Annotated in this window: 17 protein-coding genes; 14 read left to right on the top strand and 3 right to left on the bottom strand. The window is 69.9% G+C overall.

Going from position 1 to position 17,541, the window contains the following annotated elements; genetic code table 11:
- Positions 1–7 precede the first annotated feature (7 nt).
- The 12 genes from ABD784_RS03365 to nrdR all read left to right on the top strand — a co-directional run bounded on the left by ABD784_RS03365 (position 8) and on the right by nrdR (position 13,054).
- Positions 8–748: a cell division protein FtsQ/DivIB gene (locus ABD784_RS03365; protein ID WP_344879906.1), complete on the top strand. Its 741-nt coding sequence runs from the start codon at positions 8–10 to the stop codon at positions 746–748.
- A 213-nt stretch (positions 749–961) separates the two neighbouring features.
- The gene (gene ftsZ, locus ABD784_RS03360) at positions 962–2,245 is read left to right on the top strand and encodes a cell division protein FtsZ (protein ID WP_344879903.1); all 1,284 of its coding nucleotides are present in this window, start codon (positions 962–964) and stop codon (positions 2,243–2,245) included.
- An 83-nt stretch (positions 2,246–2,328) separates the two neighbouring features.
- Entirely contained in the window at positions 2,329–3,138 is an 810-nt protein-coding gene (locus ABD784_RS03355; protein WP_344879900.1) for a polyphenol oxidase family protein, read from the top strand.
- Positions 3,135–3,908 (top strand): YggS family pyridoxal phosphate-dependent enzyme, encoded by a 774-nt coding sequence (locus ABD784_RS03350; protein WP_344879897.1) that lies wholly within the window; start codon positions 3,135–3,137, stop codon positions 3,906–3,908. The genes ABD784_RS03355 and ABD784_RS03350 overlap by 4 nt, the downstream gene beginning before the upstream one ends.
- Before the next feature lie 68 nt (positions 3,909–3,976).
- On the top strand, positions 3,977–4,501 hold the full coding sequence (locus ABD784_RS03345; RefSeq protein ID WP_344879894.1) for a cell division protein SepF: 525 nt from the start codon (positions 3,977–3,979) through the stop codon (positions 4,499–4,501).
- A 15-nt stretch (positions 4,502–4,516) separates the two neighbouring features.
- Positions 4,517–4,810, top strand: a complete 294-nt coding sequence (locus ABD784_RS03340) for a YggT family protein (protein ID WP_344879891.1) — start codon at positions 4,517–4,519, stop codon at positions 4,808–4,810.
- A gap of 165 nt (positions 4,811–4,975) precedes the next feature.
- A complete protein-coding gene (locus ABD784_RS03335) occupies positions 4,976–5,680 on the top strand; it encodes a DivIVA domain-containing protein (protein ID WP_344879889.1) in 705 nt (234 codons plus the stop codon).
- A gap of 101 nt (positions 5,681–5,781) precedes the next feature.
- Positions 5,782–6,357, top strand: coding sequence for a signal peptidase II (gene lspA, locus ABD784_RS03330; RefSeq protein ID WP_344879886.1), 576 nt, complete (start codon positions 5,782–5,784; stop codon positions 6,355–6,357).
- Positions 6,354–7,292: an RluA family pseudouridine synthase gene (locus ABD784_RS03325; protein WP_344879883.1), complete on the top strand. Its 939-nt coding sequence runs from the start codon at positions 6,354–6,356 to the stop codon at positions 7,290–7,292. Before lspA ends, ABD784_RS03325 begins: the two co-directional genes overlap by 4 nt.
- A 58-nt stretch (positions 7,293–7,350) precedes the next feature.
- Positions 7,351–10,914, top strand: a complete 3,564-nt coding sequence (dnaE, locus tag ABD784_RS03320; protein WP_344879880.1) for a DNA polymerase III subunit alpha — start codon at positions 7,351–7,353, stop codon at positions 10,912–10,914.
- A 123-nt stretch (positions 10,915–11,037) separates the two neighbouring features.
- A complete protein-coding gene (gene hisD / locus ABD784_RS03315) occupies positions 11,038–12,420 on the top strand; it encodes a histidinol dehydrogenase (RefSeq protein WP_344881281.1) in 1,383 nt (460 codons plus the stop codon).
- Positions 12,421–12,565: 145 nt separating this feature from the next.
- Positions 12,566–13,054 (top strand): transcriptional regulator NrdR, encoded by a 489-nt coding sequence (gene nrdR, locus ABD784_RS03310; protein ID WP_344879877.1) that lies wholly within the window; start codon positions 12,566–12,568, stop codon positions 13,052–13,054.
- Positions 13,055–13,153: 99 nt separating this feature from the next.
- On the opposite strand, the gene ppgK is transcribed toward nrdR, so the two are convergent.
- Both ppgK and map read right to left on the bottom strand, forming a co-directional pair.
- Positions 13,154–13,954 (bottom strand): polyphosphate--glucose phosphotransferase, encoded by an 801-nt coding sequence (gene ppgK / locus ABD784_RS03305; protein WP_344879874.1) that lies wholly within the window; start codon positions 13,952–13,954, stop codon positions 13,154–13,156.
- 48 nt (positions 13,955–14,002) lie between these two features.
- On the bottom strand, positions 14,003–14,875 hold the full coding sequence (gene map / locus ABD784_RS03300) for a type I methionyl aminopeptidase (protein ID WP_425582911.1): 873 nt from the start codon (positions 14,873–14,875) through the stop codon (positions 14,003–14,005).
- Between the two features lie 104 nt (positions 14,876–14,979).
- On the opposite strand from map, the gene ABD784_RS03295 reads away from it, so the two are divergent.
- The gene (locus ABD784_RS03295) at positions 14,980–15,153 is read left to right on the top strand and encodes an SPOR domain-containing protein (protein WP_344879871.1); all 174 of its coding nucleotides are present in this window, start codon (positions 14,980–14,982) and stop codon (positions 15,151–15,153) included.
- Between the two features lie 87 nt (positions 15,154–15,240).
- On the opposite strand, the gene panB is transcribed toward ABD784_RS03295, so the two are convergent.
- A complete protein-coding gene (gene panB, locus ABD784_RS03290; protein ID WP_344879868.1) occupies positions 15,241–16,083 on the bottom strand; it encodes a 3-methyl-2-oxobutanoate hydroxymethyltransferase in 843 nt (280 codons plus the stop codon).
- Between the two features lie 116 nt (positions 16,084–16,199).
- On the opposite strand from panB, the gene glnA reads away from it, so the two are divergent.
- Positions 16,200–17,540, top strand: a complete 1,341-nt coding sequence (glnA, locus tag ABD784_RS03285; protein WP_344879865.1) for a type I glutamate--ammonia ligase — start codon at positions 16,200–16,202, stop codon at positions 17,538–17,540.
- Position 17,541: the final 1 nt, after the last annotated feature.

Here is a 17,541-nt window from a genome sequence, read left to right as displayed (position 1 = left end):
GGTGCCGATGACCGCGAAGTCCCCGAACGTCGTCGAACTCCCGCCCACGCGGCGGAGCGTCTGGAGACGCCGCCTCCTGATCTGGGGCGGCAGCATCCTGGGTTCCGTGGTGGCGCTGATCCTGGTGCTGCTCTACTCGCCGCTGCTGGCGATCGAGCAGGTCGAGATCGAGGGCAACCGCCTGACCCCGACGGCGCGGATCCAGTCCGAACTGGAGCCCCTGATCGGCGTGCCGCTGCCGCGCGTCGGCCCCGGGACGGCCGAGGAGCTCCTCGCCGACCAGCCCGCGGTGAAGTCCGTGGTGATCCAGGCGGAGGCACCGCACACGCTGCGCGTGGTGATCGAGGAACGGCAGCCGGTAGCGGTGGTCGGGGAGCAGGGCGCCCTGCAGATGGTCTCCGACACCGGTGAGCCCCTGGCGCCGGTGGAGAGCCGCGACGCCGTGGAGCTGCCCTACATCGAGGGTGTCAGCGCCGACCAGCAGCCGGAGGTCTTCACCGCCGTGACCTCCGTGCTCTCCACGCTGCCGCCCGAGGTGCTCAAGCAGATGGAGTCGGCGACGGCGCAGAGCATCGACTCGGTCGAGCTCAAGCTCGCCTCGGGGGAGCGGGTGGTCTGGGGCAACTCGGAGCACGGGGCCCAGAAGGCAGCAGTCCTCGCGGCGCTGCTGACGGTCGAGACGCCGAAGGGCCAGGAGCCCGTGAAGGTCATCGACGTGTCCAGCCCCGAGCGGCCGGTGACGAACTGAGTCGGCGAGCGGCGCCCGCCGAAGTATTGGGCGACACGCGGCCCCGGTCATTGCTTCGGGGCGGGGCGGCCCATAGCGTCTATATAGACACAGCTTGACATAAGTATAACTCTCAACCTGAGGGTTAAGGTTAGTCGGCTCCGTAGGCGAAGGTTCCGCCTTCGGCTGCACACTGAGCACACCGTAGAGCACATCGAGCAAGGGATACAGGACGTGGCAGCTCCCCAGAATTACCTCGCCGTCATCAAGGTCGTCGGCATCGGCGGTGGCGGCGTCAACGCCGTCAACCGCATGATCGAGGTCGGCCTTCGAGGCGTCGAGTTCATCGCGATCAACACGGACGCGCAGGCGCTGCTGATGAGCGATGCCGACGTCAAGCTCGACGTGGGTCGCGAACTCACTCGCGGTCTCGGCGCGGGCGCGAACCCCGAGGTGGGCCGGCAGGCCGCCGAGGACCACGCCGAGGAGATCGAGGAGGTCCTCCGCGGTGCGGACATGGTGTTCGTGACGGCCGGCGAGGGCGGCGGGACCGGCACGGGCGGCGCGCCCGTGGTCGCCCGCATCGCCCGCTCGCTCGGCGCGCTGACCATCGGCGTCGTCACCCGTCCGTTCACGTTCGAGGGCCGCCGCCGGGCCAACTCGGCCGAGGCTGGCATCGACGCGCTGCGCGACGAGGTCGACACCCTGATCGTCATCCCGAACGACCGGCTGCTGTCCATCAGCGACCGGAACGTCTCCGTGCTCGACGCCTTCCGTTCGGCCGACCAGGTGCTCCTCTCCGGTGTCCAGGGCATCACGGACCTGATCACCACGCCGGGCCTGATCAACCTCGACTTCGCCGACGTCAAGTCCGTCATGCAGGGCGCCGGCTCGGCCCTCATGGGGATCGGCTCCGCGCGCGGCGAGGACCGTGCCGTGCAGGCGGCCGAGCTCGCGATCGCCTCGCCGCTGCTCGAGGCCTCGATCGACGGCGCGCACGGCGTGCTCCTCTCGATCCAGGGCGGGTCCGACCTGGGCCTGTTCGAGATCAACGAGGCCGCCCGGCTCGTCCAGGAGGTCGCGCACCCCGAGGCCAACATCATCTTCGGCGCCGTCATCGACGACGCGCTCGGCGACGAGGCGCGCGTGACGGTGATCGCGGCCGGTTTCGACAAGGTCGACGCGACGAGCGCACCCGCCGCGTACGGCTCGGGCGCCACCCCCGCGTCGTCCCTCTCGAACGGCTCGGCGGCGGGAGCCGCCGGCGCCACGGCGGCCGCGGCCACCGGCGATCAGGCGCAGCAGCCGGGCGGCGTCCCGGGCACCGTGCCCCTGGACGGCCCGTCGGCGACTCCGGTCCGCGGGACGGTTCCGTTGGAGCCGGTCGGCGCCCCGGCGCAGTCCGCGACCGCCGGAGCCGAGGGCGGCTCCCAGTACGACGAGCTGCCGTCGGTCGTCGACCAGGACCTCAGCGCCGGCGGCACCGACGACCTCGACGTGCCGGACTTCCTGAAGTAGCCCGACCGCCGCAGCAGACCACGCGACCCCGGCCGGTCGGACCCAGTGTCCGCCCGGCCGGAGTCGTCTCTGGAAGGATCCCCATGCTCCACGTCGACGCCGGCCCGGTCCGGTCCGCCGGTCCCGTGCCGCGAGTGGCGTTCACGACCGTGGAGGAGGGCAACCTCGCTCTCCACGTCGCCGACGACGGCCCGGCGGTCCACCGCCGGCGGGCCGCCGTCGCCTCGGCCCTGCGCGTCGACCGCGTGCACTACATGGATCAGGTGCACTCCGCGGACGTCGTCGTTCCCGCACGCGGGACCCCGCCGGCGGACCGCGCCCCCACGGCGGACGCGCTCGTCACGGACGACGACGGCGCGGCGCTGGCCGTCATGGTGGCGGACTGCGTGCCGGTCGTGCTGGTCGGCGTGCCCGCCGGGACCGGCTCCGGCCGGACGGCGCCCGGTGCGGGGCGCAGCGGGACGGTGCGGGCGGTGGCCCACGCCGGACGGCGCGGCCTGCTGGCCGGGATCCTGCCGGCGACGGTCGCCCGGATGCGAACGCTCGAGGCTGATCTCGAGATCACCGCCTGGATCGGGCCGGCCATCTGCGGCTCGTGCTACGAAGTCCCCGAGGAGATGGCGCAGCAAGCCGAGGCGGAGCAACCGGGGATCCGCGCCGCCACGGCCTGGGGGACCCCGTCCCTCGACCTGCCCGGCGCGGCGGCGGTCCAGCTGCGCGCCGCCGGAGCCGCCGTCGTTCCCTCCGGGATCTGCACCCTGGAGGACCCGCGTTTCTACTCCTACCGGCGCGACAACGGCTGCGGGCGGTTCGCCGGACTCGCCTGGATGGGCGCCGCGGCCGACGCCGACCCGGCGCACACCCCCGACAACACGACAGGAACGACGCCATGAACGACGCAGGGGCGCAGGCGCGCCGGAGCGAGCTCGCCGCGCGACTCGAGCGGGTCCGGCACCGCATCGCCGCGGCGGCCAGCGCCGCGGATCGCGAGGCGCCGCAGTTGATCGTGGTGACCAAGTTCTTCCCGGCGGCCGACGTGCGGCACCTCAGCGCCCTGGGCATCCGGTCGGTCGGGGAGAACCGGGACCAGGAGGCTGCCGCGAAGGCCGCCGAGACGTCCGACCTGGACCTGGAGTGGCACTTCATCGGGCAGCTGCAGAAGAACAAGGCCAAATCGGTCGTCCGGTATGCGGCCGCCGTGCACTCGGTGGACCGCGCGTCCCTCGTCGAGGCCCTCGCACGGGCGGTCGAACGGGAGCAGGTTCGGCGGCGCGAGGCGGGCGAGCCCCCGCGCGCGGCGCTGACCGCGCTGGTCCAGGTGGACCTCGAGGCGCCCGACTCCCGAGCCGGCGGCGGGTCCGGCGACGTCGGAGCCGGTCGCGGGGGTGCCGCGCCCGCCGATGTGTCGGCGATCGCCGCCGCGATCGCAGCGGCGCCGGGCCTGGAGCTCGGCGGGGTCATGGCCGTCGCGCCCCTGGGCGGCGATCCGGACGAGGCCTTCGGGCGGCTGCAGACGATAGCCCGGAACCTGCAGGAGCAGTACCCGGACGCCACGATGATCTCGGCTGGGATGAGCCAGGACCTGGAGTCCGCCGTAGCACACGGTGCGACACACCTGCGAATAGGCTCTGATGTCCTCGGGGCCCGTCCCGCTGTGCGGTAGCGTCGACTCAGCGGGAGATCCAGCGATTCCGGCGGTGCTGGGCCGCGCACGATCTGAAGGAGAAGACCATGGCTGGCGCACTGCGCAAGACGATGATCTACTTGGGCCTCGCCGACGGCGACGAGCACTACGAGGAGACGGCACGCGTCGAATCGGCCGAACGCGACGACGTGCGCCGACCCGAGCCGGCGGCCGCCCGCGAAGAGACCAGGCCCGCGGTGGCGCCAGAGCCGCCCGAGGCCGACAACGAGTACCGGGCGCCGGTCACGCCCATCAAGCGCGCAGCTTCATCGAGGGACGAGGATTTCGAATTGCGTCAGATCACGACCGTTCACCCGCGCTCGTACAACGATGCCAAGATCATCGGCGAGAGCTTCCGGGACGGCGTCCCGGTGATCATGAACGTCACCGACATGGGGGAGGCCGAGGCCAAGCGACTCGTCGACTTCTCCGCCGGTCTCGTCTTCGGTCTCCACGGCACCATCGAGCGCGTGACGAACAAGGTGTTCCTGCTCTCGCCGTCGACCATCGAGGTCCTCGGGGAGGACCAGAAGGCCTCGGAGGAGCAGACCTCCTTCTTCAACCAGAGCTAGCCGGGCCGCCCCACCGTGGATCTCCTCTTCGCCGTCCTCTACATCGCCCTGACGGTCTTCCAGATCGTGCTGATGGTCAGAATCGTCTTCGACATCGTGCAGTCCTTCGCCCGGACGTGGCGTCCCGGCGGGATCGCCCTCGTCGTCGCGAGCTTCGTCTACCGCCTGACGGACCCGCCGATGCGCTGGTTGCGCTCCAAGATCCCGCCGTTGGATCTGGGCGGGATGCGGTTCGATCTCGCGTTCCTCGTCCTCTATTTCGTGGTCATCATCGCCAAGGTGATCGTCTCGACGATCGCTGGAGCCTGAAGACTCCATGAAGAACCGGCGGTTTCCGTTAGCCCTTCGGGGATAACCGTTATAGTCTTGTTAGCGAAGTGATCAGGGGCTTTGGCCTCCGTCCCACTGAATGTGAAAAGCCTGCCCGGCCGATCTGCTGAGGCTGGGAACAGACCTAAGTATCGAGGTGACCAGATGGCGCTCACGCCAGAAGACGTTGTCAACAAGCGATTCCAGCCGACTAAGTTCCGCGAGGGCTACGACCAGGATGAGGTTGATGACTTCCTCGACGAGATCGTCGTCGAACTGCGTCGCCTGAACCAGGAGAACGACGAGCTCCGCCGCCGCATCGCGGAGTTCGAGTCCGGCGAGGGCGCCGAGACCTCGGCCGTTCCGGCGCCGGTCGCCGCGGCTCCGGCCGAGAAAGCGGAGGCCAAGACCGAGACCGAGGCCCCCAAGGCATCGGAGAAGGTCGCCGAGAAGCCGGCCGAGAAGGCCCCTCAGGAGTCCGCAGCCGCCGCACCGGCCGCACCGGCCGCCGAGGCGCCGGCTGCCTCCGCTGCACCGCAGGGCGGCGACTCCGCCCAGTCGGCCGCCGGTGTGCTGGCCATGGCCCAGCGCCTCCACGACGAGTACGTCAACGAGGGGGCCAAGACGCGGGACAAGATCATCGCCGAGGCTCAGACCAAGGCCAAGAGCCTGGTCGAGGAGGCCGAGGAGAAGAGCCGCCAGACGCTGAACGCGCTCGAGGTCCAGAAGACCGAGCTGCAGCAGAAGGTCGACTCGCTCCGCACCTTCGAGCGGGACTACCGCGGCCGTCTCAAGGCCTACATCGAGGGTCAGCTGCGCGACCTCGAGGCCAAGGGCTCGTCGGCCCCGGACAGCAACGACAAGGCGTAACGACGCTTCGACCCATCGGCGGCCGGTGATCCGGCCGCCGATGGTGCGTTAACCATCGCACCGGGGCGGCCCGCCGTCCCCCCATCCGAGGCGGAGGACCCGTGGAAACCCCCGAGCACACGACGGCGCGGCCAGGCCGCCCGGGAGCAGGACGCTTCGTCGTCCCCGCCGCGGCGGTCTTCGCCCTCGCCGTCGTTCTCGACCAGGCCACGAAGGCCCTCGTCGAGCACACCATGACCCTCGGGCAGAAGATCCCGGTGATCGACCCGATCCTGTCGTGGCACTACATCCTCAATCCGGGGGCGGCGTTCTCCATCGGCACGGAGGTGACCTGGGTGTTCGCCCTCCTGCAGGCCGCCGTGGTGGTCTATGTGGCGATCCTGCTGCGCAAGGTCCGCCATCTGCCGTGGGCGCTCGCGCTCGGCGGGGTCGCCGGGGGTGCGGCCGGGAACCTCATCGACCGACTCTTCAGGGAGCCCTCGTTCGGCATGGGCCACGTCGTCGACTTCATCGCTCTACCGAACTTCGCCGTGTTCAATGTCGCCGACTCCTTCGTCGTCTGCTCCATGGTCGCCGTCTGCCTGCTCATCTTCCGCGGCGTGAACCTCGACGGCTCGCGCGAGGGCGCCGGCGCGTCCGGCAGCGGCGCGGATCAGCCGGAGCGGGAGCACCCGTGAGCGGACAGGAGTTCCTCGAGGTCTTCGAGGAGGACGACGGCGTGCGGGTCGACGCCTTCGTGGCGGACTCCCTCGGCGAGTCGCGGACGCGGACCGCCCAGTGGTGCCGTGACGGGCTCGTCGCCGTGGAGGGGCGGCCCGCAGCCAAGTCCCGTCGGCTCGCCCGCGGGGAGATCGTCGAAGTATCGGTGCCGGACCGGGAAGACCCGCTGGCCGTGAAGGTGGAGGCCGTGGAGGACCTGAAGATCGTCGCAGAGGATCCCGACTTCGTCGTGATCGACAAGCCCGTGGGCGTCGCCGCGCACCCGTCGCCGGGCTGGGTCGGGCCCACCGTCGTCGGCGCCCTGGCCGCCGCCGGGTACCGCATCAGCACGTCGGGCGCGGCGGAGCGCCAGGGGATCGTCCACCGGCTGGACGTCGGTACCTCCGGGCTGATGGCCGTCGCGACGAGCGAGCGCGCCTACACCGCCCTGAAGCAGGCCTTCCGGGATAGGACCCCGACCAAGGTCTACCATGCGGTGGTGCAGGGCATCCCGGACCCCATGCGCGGGACGATCGACGCCGCGATCGGTCGCCACCCCGGCCACGAGTGGAAGTTCGCCGTCACTGAGGACGGGCGCCCCTCCATCACGCACTACGAGGTCGTCGAGGCGTTCGGACGCGCCTCCCTCGTCGAGGTCCACCTGGAGACGGGCCGCACCCACCAGATCCGCGTGCACTTCTCCGCGCTGCGCCATCCGTGCGCAGGCGACCTGACCTACGGCGCGGATCCGCGTCTGGCCTCGACGCTCGGTCTGACCCGACAGTGGCTCCACGCCCACCGCCTCGGCTTCCCGCACCCGGTCACGGGGGAGTGGGTCGACTTCGAGAGCGGTTACCCCGCGGACCTGCAGCAGGCCCTCGACCTCCTGCGTGACGGAGCCGACCTCGCCTGAGCGCCCCGCGCCGGGTCGATGGCGCCAACACGTCGGAGCTGGCTCCTAGACTGTACGGGTGGCTTCAACACGAGACGGTTTCGTTCATCTGCACACCCATACCGAGTACTCGATGCTCGACGGGGCGGCGCGCCTGCCGGAGCTCTTCAAGGAGGCGGACCGCCTGGGGATGGACGCCATCGCCACCACGGACCACGGCTATCTGTTCGGCGCGTTCGATTTCTGGAACAAGGCCCGCCAGGCGGGCATCAAGCCGATCATCGGCGTCGAGGCGTACGTCACCCCCGGCACGCACCGCACCGACAAGCAGCGCGTGAAGTGGCGCACCGACGAGTCCCAGAAGCGGGACGATCTCTCGGGTGGCGGCCTCTACACGCACATGACGCTGCTGAGCTACAACAACACCGGGATGCGGAACCTCTTCCAGGCGTCCTCCCGCGCCTCGCTCGACTCCCCGCTGGGCAAGTACCCGCGCTGGGACCGCGAGCTGTTGAACGAGTATGCCGAGGGCCTCATCGCCACCACCGGCTGCCCGTCGGGAGAGATCCAGACGCGACTGCGTCTGGGCCAGTACGACGAGGCGAAGAAGGCCGCGGCCGAGTTCCGGGAGATCTTCGGGGCCGAGAACTACTTCTGCGAGATCATGGACCACGGCCTCGAGATCGAGCGCCGGACCACGGCGGACCTCCTGCGACTGGCCAGGGAGCTGAAGCTGCCGCTCGTGGCGACGAACGACCTCCACTACACCCACGAGCACGATGCGAAGGCGCACGAGGCACTCCTCGCCATCAACTCCGGATCCACGCTCGACGAGCCGACCTACGACGAGGGCGGGTCCCGCTTCGCCTTCTCCGGCACGGGCTACTACGTGAAGAGCCCCCGCGAGATGCGCGAGCTCTTCAAGGAGCTGCCCGAGGCCTGCGACAACACCCTGCTCATCGCCGAGCGCGCCGACGTGTCGTTCGACATGGACGCCAACTACATGCCGAAGTTCCCCTGCCCCCCGGGGGAGGACGAGACGAGCTGGCTGATCAAGGAGGTCGACAAGGGGCTGCACTACCGGTACCCGGACGGCATCCCGGACGACGTCCGCCAGCAGGCGGACTACGAGCTGGACATCATCATCAAGATGGGCTTCCCCGGGTACTTCCTCGTCGTCGCCGACTTCATCAACTGGTCCAAGGACAATGGCATCCGCGTGGGGCCGGGCCGTGGCTCCGGTGCCGGCTCGATGGTCGCCTATGCCATGCGCATCACCGACCTGGACCCGCTGCGCCACGGACTCATCTTCGAACGCTTCCTCAACCCGGACCGCGTGTCCATGCCCGACTTCGACGTCGACTTCGATGATCGCCGCCGCTCCGAGGTGATCAAGTACGTCACCGAGAAGTACGGCGACGAGCGCGTGGCCATGATCGTCACGTACGGCTCCATCAAGACCAAGCAGGCGCTGAAGGACTCCTCGCGCGTGCTGGGATACCCGTTCTCCATGGGGGAGACGCTGACCAAGGCCCTGCCGCCGGCGGTCATGGCCAAGGACATCCCGTTGAAGGACATCGAGGACCCCTCCGCCAAGCGCTACGGCGAGGCGGCCGACTTCCGGGAGCTCGTCTCCACCGATCCCGAGGCCAAGCGCGTGTTCGAGACCGCCAAGGGCCTCGAGGGGCTGAAGCGGCAGTGGGGCGTCCACGCGGCCGGCGTCATCATGAGCTCGGACCCGATCATCGACGTCATCCCGATCATGCGGCGTCTCCAGGACGGCCAGGTCATCACCCAGTTCGACTACCCGACCTGCGAGGGCCTGGGCCTGATCAAGATGGACTTCCTCGGGCTCCGGAACCTGACCATCATCTCCGACGCCATCGAGAACATCCGGGCCAACCGGGACGAGACCCTCGATCTCGAGACCCTGGACGTGGGGGACCGAGAGGCGTACCAGCTGCTCGCCCGGGGCGACACCCTGGGCGTCTTCCAGCTCGACGGCGGCCCCATGCGCTCGCTGCTGCGCCTGCTGCGGCCGGACAACTTCGAGGACATCTCCGCCGTCATCGCCCTGTACCGTCCGGGCCCCATGGGCGCGAACTCGCACAACAACTACGCCCTGCGCAAGAACGGACTGCAGGACGTCACCCCGATCCACCCGGAGCTCGAGGAGCCGCTGAAAGAGATCCTCGACACCACCTACGGCCTGATCGTGTATCAGGAGCAGGTCATGGCCATCGCCCAGAAGGTGGCGGGCTACTCGCTGGGGCAGGCCGACATCCTCCGCCGCGCCATGGGCAAGAAGAAGAAGGAGGAACTGGACAAGCAGTACGCCGCCTTCCACCAGGGCATGGTGGACAACGGCTTCTCCGAGGCGGCCATCAAGTCCCTGTGGGACATCCTCCTCCCGTTCTCCGACTACGCCTTCAACAAGGCCCACTCGGCCGCTTACGGCCTCGTGTCCTACTGGACCGCCTACCTCAAGGCCCACTATCCGGCCGAGTACATGGCGGCACTGCTGACCTCGGTCGGCGACGACCGCGACAAGCTCGCGATGTACCTCAACGAGTGCCGGAGGATGGGCATCACCGTCCTGCCGCCGGACGTCAACGAGTCCGCCCTGAACTTCACCCCGGTCGGCGGCGACATCCGCTTCGGCATGGGAGCCATCCGCAACGTGGGCAGCAACGTCGTCAACGCGATGGTCGAGGCCCGCCGGGAGAAGGGGGCCTACCAGTCGTTCAGCGACTTCCTGCAGAAGGTCCCCGCCGTGGTCTGCAACAAACGAACCATCGAGTCGCTGATCAAGGCCGGGGCCTTCGACTCCATGGGACAGCCGCGCCGTGCGCTGGCGATGATCCACGAGGAGGCGGTCGACTCCGTGATCGTCCTCAAGCGGAACGAGGCCGCCAACCAGTTCGACCTCTTCAGCGGCATGGACGGCGTCGACGCCGGCTCGAGCCTGACCGTCGAGGTGCCGGATCTGCCCGAGTGGGAGAAGAAGGACAAGCTCGGCTTCGAGCGGGAGATGCTCGGCCTCTACGTCTCCGATCACCCGCTCCAGGGTCTCGGCGGCGTCCTGGAGCAGCACGCCGACATGCCCATCGACCGGCTGCTCGGGGATGACGGTCCCCACGACGGCCAGCCGGTCAAGATCGCGGGCATGATCACCTCGCTGCAGCGCCGGATCGCCAAGACCAGCGGCAACCCCTACGCGCGGTGCGAGATCGAGGACATGACCGGTTCCATCGAGGTGATGTTCTTCGGGCAGGCCTACGGGCCGATCGCCTCGGTCCTCGCAGAGGACCTCATCGTCGTCGTCAAGGGCCGCTTCCAGCGGCGGGACGACGGTGCGATCAGCATCTCGGCCCAGGAGATGACCATCCCCGAGATCAGCGAGGACGGGCTGGCCGGCCCCGTCGTCATCTCCCTGCAGCACCACAAGGCTACCGAGCCGGTCGTCAACGCACTGGGGCAGGTCCTGAAGACGCACCCCGGGAACACGGAGGTCCGGGTGAAGCTCGCCGGCACGAGGACGGTGCAGCTCATGCGGCTCGGCCCCGATTTCCGCGTCAACCCGAACCCGGCCCTGTTCGGCGATCTCAAGGTGCTGCTCGGCCCCGCCTGCCTCGACGTCTGATCGGCCCGCCCGGAGCGGCGGGACCGGGGCCGCGGCCCGGACGCGGCAGGTCGCGCGCGTCACAGTCGCGGGCACCGTCCGGGTGCCGCCGCGCAGGCGTCGTAAGCTGGTGGGGTGAGTGAGATGAACCTGAATGCCAGCCCCAGCAGTGCCGCCGACGCCCCGCTCGTCCGCCGCCTCGATCTGCGTCGCGCCGCCACCGGGCATCCGCTCACGCATGCCGAGCTGAAGGCCGTCATGCCCCGGCCGGAGCAGGACATCGCCGGCGCCACGGAGGCGGTCGAGGGCATCATCCGTCGCGTCCGCGCCGAGGGCTTCACCGCCCTCGCCGACCTCGCCCAGCAGTTCGACGGCGTCGTCCAGCAGACCACGCTGGTGCCGGCCGTTGAGCTGCGCCGGGCCGCCGAGCAGCTCGATCCGGAGATCCGGGCAGCGCTCGAGGAATCCATCCGGCGCGCGCGGATCTTCGCCCGCGCCCAGCGTCCGGAGGACACGGTCGTCGACTACGGCGACGGCGCCAGCGTCACCCAGCGCTGGGAGCCGGTCCGCCGCGTCGGCCTCTACGTGCCGGGCGGGCTGGCCGTCTACCCGAGCTCCGTGGTGATGAACGCCGTCCCCGCCCAGGCGGCCGGCGTCGGCTCGCTCGCCCTCGCCTCCCCGCCGCAGCGCGAGTTCGGCGGTCTTCCGCATCCGACCATCCTCGCGGCCGCCTACCTCCTCGGCATCCAGGAAGTGCACGCCATCGGCGGTGCGCAGGCGATCGCGGCGTTCGCCCACGGCATCGATCCCACCGGCGAGGCTGCCGAGATCGAGCCGGTCGACGTCGTCACCGGCCCGGGCAACGTGTACGTCGCGACGGCGAAGCGCCTCGTCAAGGGCCTCGTCGGCATCGACGCCGAGGCCGGACCGACCGAGATCGCGATCCTCGCCGACGACTCCGCCGACCCCGACTTCGTCGCCGCCGACATGATCAGCCAGGCCGAGCACGACCCCAACGCCGCCGCTGTCCTCATCACGGCGTCCGCGGCGCTCGCGGACCGCGTCCAGGAGGCGCTCCGGTGGCAGACGCTCCGGACGAAGCACAGTGACAGGGTCCGCACGGCGCTGACCGGCGAGCAGTCCGCCGTCATCCTCGTCGACGACCTCGCCGAGGGGATCCGGGTCGCGGACGTGTATGCGGCGGAGCACCTCGAGATCCTCACGGAGGAGGCGCGCAGCGTGGCCGCGCGCATCACCTCCGCCGGCGCCGTGTTCGTGGGCCCCTACAGCCCGGTGAGCCTGGGCGACTACGCCGCGGGATCGAACCACGTCCTGCCGACCAGCGGCACGGCCGCGTACGCCTCCGGGCTCAACGTGGCCACCTTCCTCAAGGCCATCCAGGTCATCGAGTACGGGCGGGCCGGCCTGGGGCAGGTGGCCGAGCACGTCGAGGTCCTGGCCCGGGCGGAGGACCTGCCCGCTCACGGGGACGCCGTCGCCATCCGCCGACGCGCCGAGGCCCGCTGACCCCCGGGCACTGCCCGGGCACAGCCCAGACCCCGGCGAGGCGACACCTGCGGCGGGCGGACTCCGCCGACGGACGGCTGCCGATCCCGTTGCGACTACACTGGATCCAGCTGTCCGCCGTACGAGTTGGAAGAAAGGTCCGCCGGTGCACTGTCCCTACTGCCGCCATTCCGACTCCCGCGTCGTCGACTCCCGTCTGACCGAGGACGGCTCCGCGATCCGCCGGCGGCGCCAGTGCGCCGAGTGCGGGCGCCGCTTCACCACGCTCGAGACCACCAGCCTGTCCGTGATCAAGCGCTCCGGCGTCGCCGAGCCGTTCAGCCGCGCGAAGGTCATCAACGGGGTGCGCAAGGCGTGCCAGGGCCGTCCGGTGACCGACGACGATCTCGCCGTCCTGGCCCAGGAGGTCGAGGAGCAGGTCCGTTCCTCCGGCGCCGCCGAGATCGATGCCCACCAGGTGGGACTCGCGATCCTCGGGCCGCTGCAGAAACTCGACCAGGTCGCCTACCTCCGGTTCGCGAGCGTCTACCAGGACTTCGAGTCCCTGGAGGACTTCGAGCAGTCCATCGCGGCGCTCCGCGCCGGAGCCGAGGACGGCCCGCAGGGCCGGCAGCGTCCTCTCACGGCCGACTGACGACGCCGGCAGGCCCTCTCCTCGTTCCGATACCGCAGCGCCCCGGCCTCCCGTGACACGGGAGGCCGGGGCGCCGTCGTCTGGGCCGGGGTCCGGAGTCTAGTCGACCAGGTCGAAGTGCAGGGCTGCCTGCAGGGCGGCCCCGACGATGCCCGCGTTGTTCTTCAGCTCCGCGACCACCGTGGGGGTCCGCAGGTCGAGATTCGGCAGGAAGTCCTCCGCGCGCTTCGAGATGCCGCCGCCGATGATGAACAGCTTCGGCGAGAAGAGGAACTCGACGTGGGAGAAGTAGCGCTGGAGCCGCTCGGAGTACTCCGGCCAGGGCAGATCCTCGCGCTCGCGAGCCGACGCCGAGGCGCGGCTCTCGGCGTCGTGCCCGTCCACCTCGAGGTGGCCGAGCTCGAAGTTCGGGATCAGCGTGCCGTTGTAGAGCATCGCGGAGCCGATGCCGGTGCCCAGCGTGATGGCCAGGACGGAGCCCTTGACGCCGCGACCGGCGCCGTAGCGGGCCTCGGCCAGCCCGGCCGCGTCGGCGTCGTTGATGATGTGGACTTCTCGGCCCAGACGGGCCGTGAAGATGCCGTCCACGTCCGCATCGATCCAGGTCTTGTCCACGTTCGCCGCCGAGCGGGCCACGCCGTCGTCGATGATCGCCGGGAAGGCGGCGCCGACCGGCGTGCTCGGATCCGGGGCAGCGTCCCGCTTCATGAGCTCCTCGACGATCTCGCCGACGACGTCCGCCACGGCCTCCGGAGTGGAGGGCTTCGGCGTGGGGATGCGGAAGCGCTCCCCGATGAGCTTGCCCTGCTGGAGGTCGACGATGCCGCCCTTCATCCCGGTGCCACCGATGTCGATGCCGATCGCGGTGGCCGGGCTGGCGGTCTTGTTGTCCTTGGCCATGTGGGTTCCTCTTGTTTTCTCGGGCGGAGTGGACTGAACAGGGCGGGGCTAGGGGAGCGTCAAGACATCGGCACCGGACTCGGTGACCACGAGGGTGTGCTCGAACTGGGCGGTACGCCGGCGGTCCCGGGTCACCGCGGTCCAGCCGTCGTCCCACATCTCCCACTCGTGCGTCCCGAGCGTGAGCATGGGCTCGATGGTGAAGACCATGCCCGGTTCCATCAGTTGGCTGTAGCCAGGGGCGGCATCGTAGTGGGGGATCACGAGACCCGTGTGAAAGGCCTTGCCCACGCCGTGGCCGGTGAAGTCGCGGACGACGCCGTAGCCGAAACGCTTGGCGTACGCCGAGATGGTGCGCCCGATGACGTTGAGCTCACGGCCGGGCGCGACGGCGCGGATCGCGCGGCGCAGGGACTCCTCGGTGCGCTCGACCAGCAGCCGGGACTCCTCGCCGACATCGCCGACGAGGAACGTGGCGTTGGTGTCGCCGTGGACGCCGTCGAGGTAGCCGGTGATGTCCACATTGACGATGTCGCCGTCCTCCAGCCGCGTGGTGTCCGGGATGCCGTGGCAGATGACCTCGTTGATCGAGGTGCAGACGCTCTTGGAGAAACCGCGGTAGCCCAGCGTCGAGGGATAGGCGCCGTGGTCGAGGAGGTACTCGTGGCCGACCCGGTCCAGCTCGTCCGTCGTGACGCCCGGCTGCGCCGCGCGACCGACCTCGACGAGTGCCTGGGCCGCGACGCGTCCCGCCCGCCGGATGCGCGCGACGGTCTCGGCATCGTGGACGTCCGACCCCTCGTAGGGGGCCGGTGCCGGCTTGCCGACGTACTCGGGGCGCGGGATCGACGCGGGGACGGTCCGGGAGGGCGTGGGGCGGCCGGGCTCGAGGCGCCCGGCAGGTGCGGTGGGTGCGGCCATGCTTTCGATCCTATCCGCGCGCCCAGAAGGCGTGCGAGTATGGTGGCTGACAACGGGTGACGCGAGCCCCATTGCACCGCGGATCCACATGGGAGGAGAAACCGATGAGCGAGCCCACCGGAGATTTCTGGTTCAACGTCGAAACACATCAGGTCGAGGACGGGCCCCAGTCGGACTGGACCAAGCTGCTCGGTCCGTACCCAACGCGGGCGGAGGCCGAGCAGGCCCTCGAGAAAGTGCGCCGCCGCAACGAGGCGTGGGACGCAGAGGACGAGTAGCCCGGGTCGGCACCCGTCCGTGATGCACCTTACATCATGGACGGGTGGCGCCGCATCCGGCCGCCGGGCGCCGCGGGGTGCGGCGACTCAGAACGATTGCCCCTGCGCGGGGAACGCGCCCGAGACGACGTCCTCGCGGTAGGCCGTGGCGGCGTCGTGCACCACGGACCGCAGGTCCGCGTACTGCTTCACGAAGCGCGGCAGGCGCCCACGGCGCAGGCCGAGCATGTCCTGCCAGACGAGGACCTGGCCCGTCGTCGCACTTCCGGCCCCGATGCCGATGGTGGGGACGTCCAGTGCGGCGTCGACCTCCGCCGCCACCTCGGCGGGGACCATCTCCATCAGGACGCAGAACGCGCCGGCGGCCTCGAGGGCGCGGGCGTCGTCGATCAGGGCCGTCGCCGCATCGCCACGCCCCTGCACCCGATAGCCGCCGAGCGCGTGCTCGCTCTGCGGGGTGAAGCCGATGTGGGCGATCACGGGCACGCCGGCGTTCACCAGGGCGCGGACGTGGTCCGCGTAGTAGGCGCCGCCCTCGATCTTCACCGCGTGCGCCCCGCCCTCCTTCATGAAGCGGACCCCGGTGCGAACCGCCTGCTCCACGGACTCCTCGTAGGAGCCGAACGGGAGGTCGCACACGACGAGCGCCCGTTGGGCGCCTGCCGCCACCGAGCGCGAGAAGACCAGCATCTCGTCCACCGTGATCGGCAGCGTCGTCGCGTGCCCCATCATGTTGTTCGCCGCCGAGTCCCCAACCAGCAGGGTGTCGATCCCGGCCGCATCGAAGACCTCGGCCATCAGGGCGTCGTAGGCGGTGAGCATCGTGAACTTCCGGCCTTCCTCCTTGGCGCGCGCGAGGTGGTGGATCCGGACCTTCGCGGGACGCTCGGAGGGGGTGCCTGAAGCGGGCGCGTTCTCCTCGTGTGTCATAGGGGCAAGGGTAGTTTGAAACCCGCCTGACATGTGAGCCGGTCATACTGGTCCGCGAGTAGAGTGACATCGGCGGCGCCCCGCGGCGCCGGTCGGCCGGACGGAAGGAGACGCACGTGGATCGTCAGCAGGAGTTCGTGCTGAGGACTATCGAGGAACGGGACGTCAGGTTCGTCAGACTGTGGTTCACCGACGTCGTCGGATCGCTCAAGTCCGTCGCACTCGCCCCGGCCGAGGTCGAGGGGGCCTTCGAGGAGGGCCTCGGCTTCGACGGCTCCTCCATCGAGGGGCTGTCCCGGATCTATGAGGCGGACATGCTGCTGCAGCCGGACCCCTCCACCTTCCAGATCCTGCCCTGGCGCGGTCAGACGGAGCCGACGTCGCGAATGTTCTGCGACATCCTCACGCCAGACGGCTCGCCGTCGCCGGCCGACCCGCGCCACGTGCTCAAGCGGCAGCTGGCCGCCGCCGCCGACATGGGCTTCACGTGCTACACCCACCCGGAGATCGAGTTCTACCTGCTCGAATCGGACGACCTCAATGCGGCCGGCGACCCCGTCCCCGTCGACCAGGGCGGATACTTCGACCACGTGACCGGCGGCGTCGCGCAGGATTTCCGGCGCAACGCCGTGACCATGCTCGAGGCCGTGGGCATCTCCGTGGAGTTCAGCCACCACGAGAACGGCCCGGGCCAGAACGAGATCGATCTGCGCTACGCGGACGCGCTGCAGACGGCCGACAACATCATGACCTTCCGGACCGTCGTGAAGGAGGTGGCGATCCAGCAGGGGATCTACGCGACGTTCATGCCCAAGCCGTTCTCCGAGCACCCCGGCTCCGGGATGCACACGCATTTCTCGCTCTTCGAGGGCGACACCAATGCCTTCTTCGAGGCCGGGCACGAGTACCAGCTCTCCCAGACCGCACGGCAGTTCATCGCCGGCGTGCTCAAGCACGCACCGGAGTTCACCGCCGTGACGAACCAGTTCGTGAATTCGTACAAGCGCCTCTGGGGCGGGGGAGAGGCGCCGAGCCACCTGTCCTGGGGGCACAACAACCGCTCCGCCCTGGTGCGGGTCCCGCTGTACAAGCCGAACAAGGGCCAGTCCGCGCGGATCGAATACCGCGGGATCGACTCCGCCGCCAACCCCTACCTCGCCTACGCCGTGCTGCTGGGCGCGGGCCTCAAGGGCATCCAGGAGGGCTACGAGCTCGCACCGGCGGCGGAGGAGGACGTCTGGAGCCTCTCCACGGCCGAGCGCCGCGCGCTGGGGCACAGCCCGCTGCCCGGCAGCCTGCACGACGCGATCCGGGTGATGGAGGAGTCCGAGCTCGTCGCCGACATCCTCGGCGAGCAGGTCTTCGAGTCGTTCCTGCGCAACAAGCGCGACGAGTGGGCGGACTACCGGCAGAACGTCTCGCCGTTCGAGATCAACCGGTACCTCGGCATCCTCTAGC

This window comes from Zhihengliuella alba (genome assembly GCF_039538765.1).
Taxonomy (GTDB): domain Bacteria; phylum Actinomycetota; class Actinomycetes; order Actinomycetales; family Micrococcaceae; genus Zhihengliuella; species Zhihengliuella alba.
Note: the sequence above shows the minus strand (reverse complement) of the source record. Positions and strands in the feature narration are given on the sequence as shown.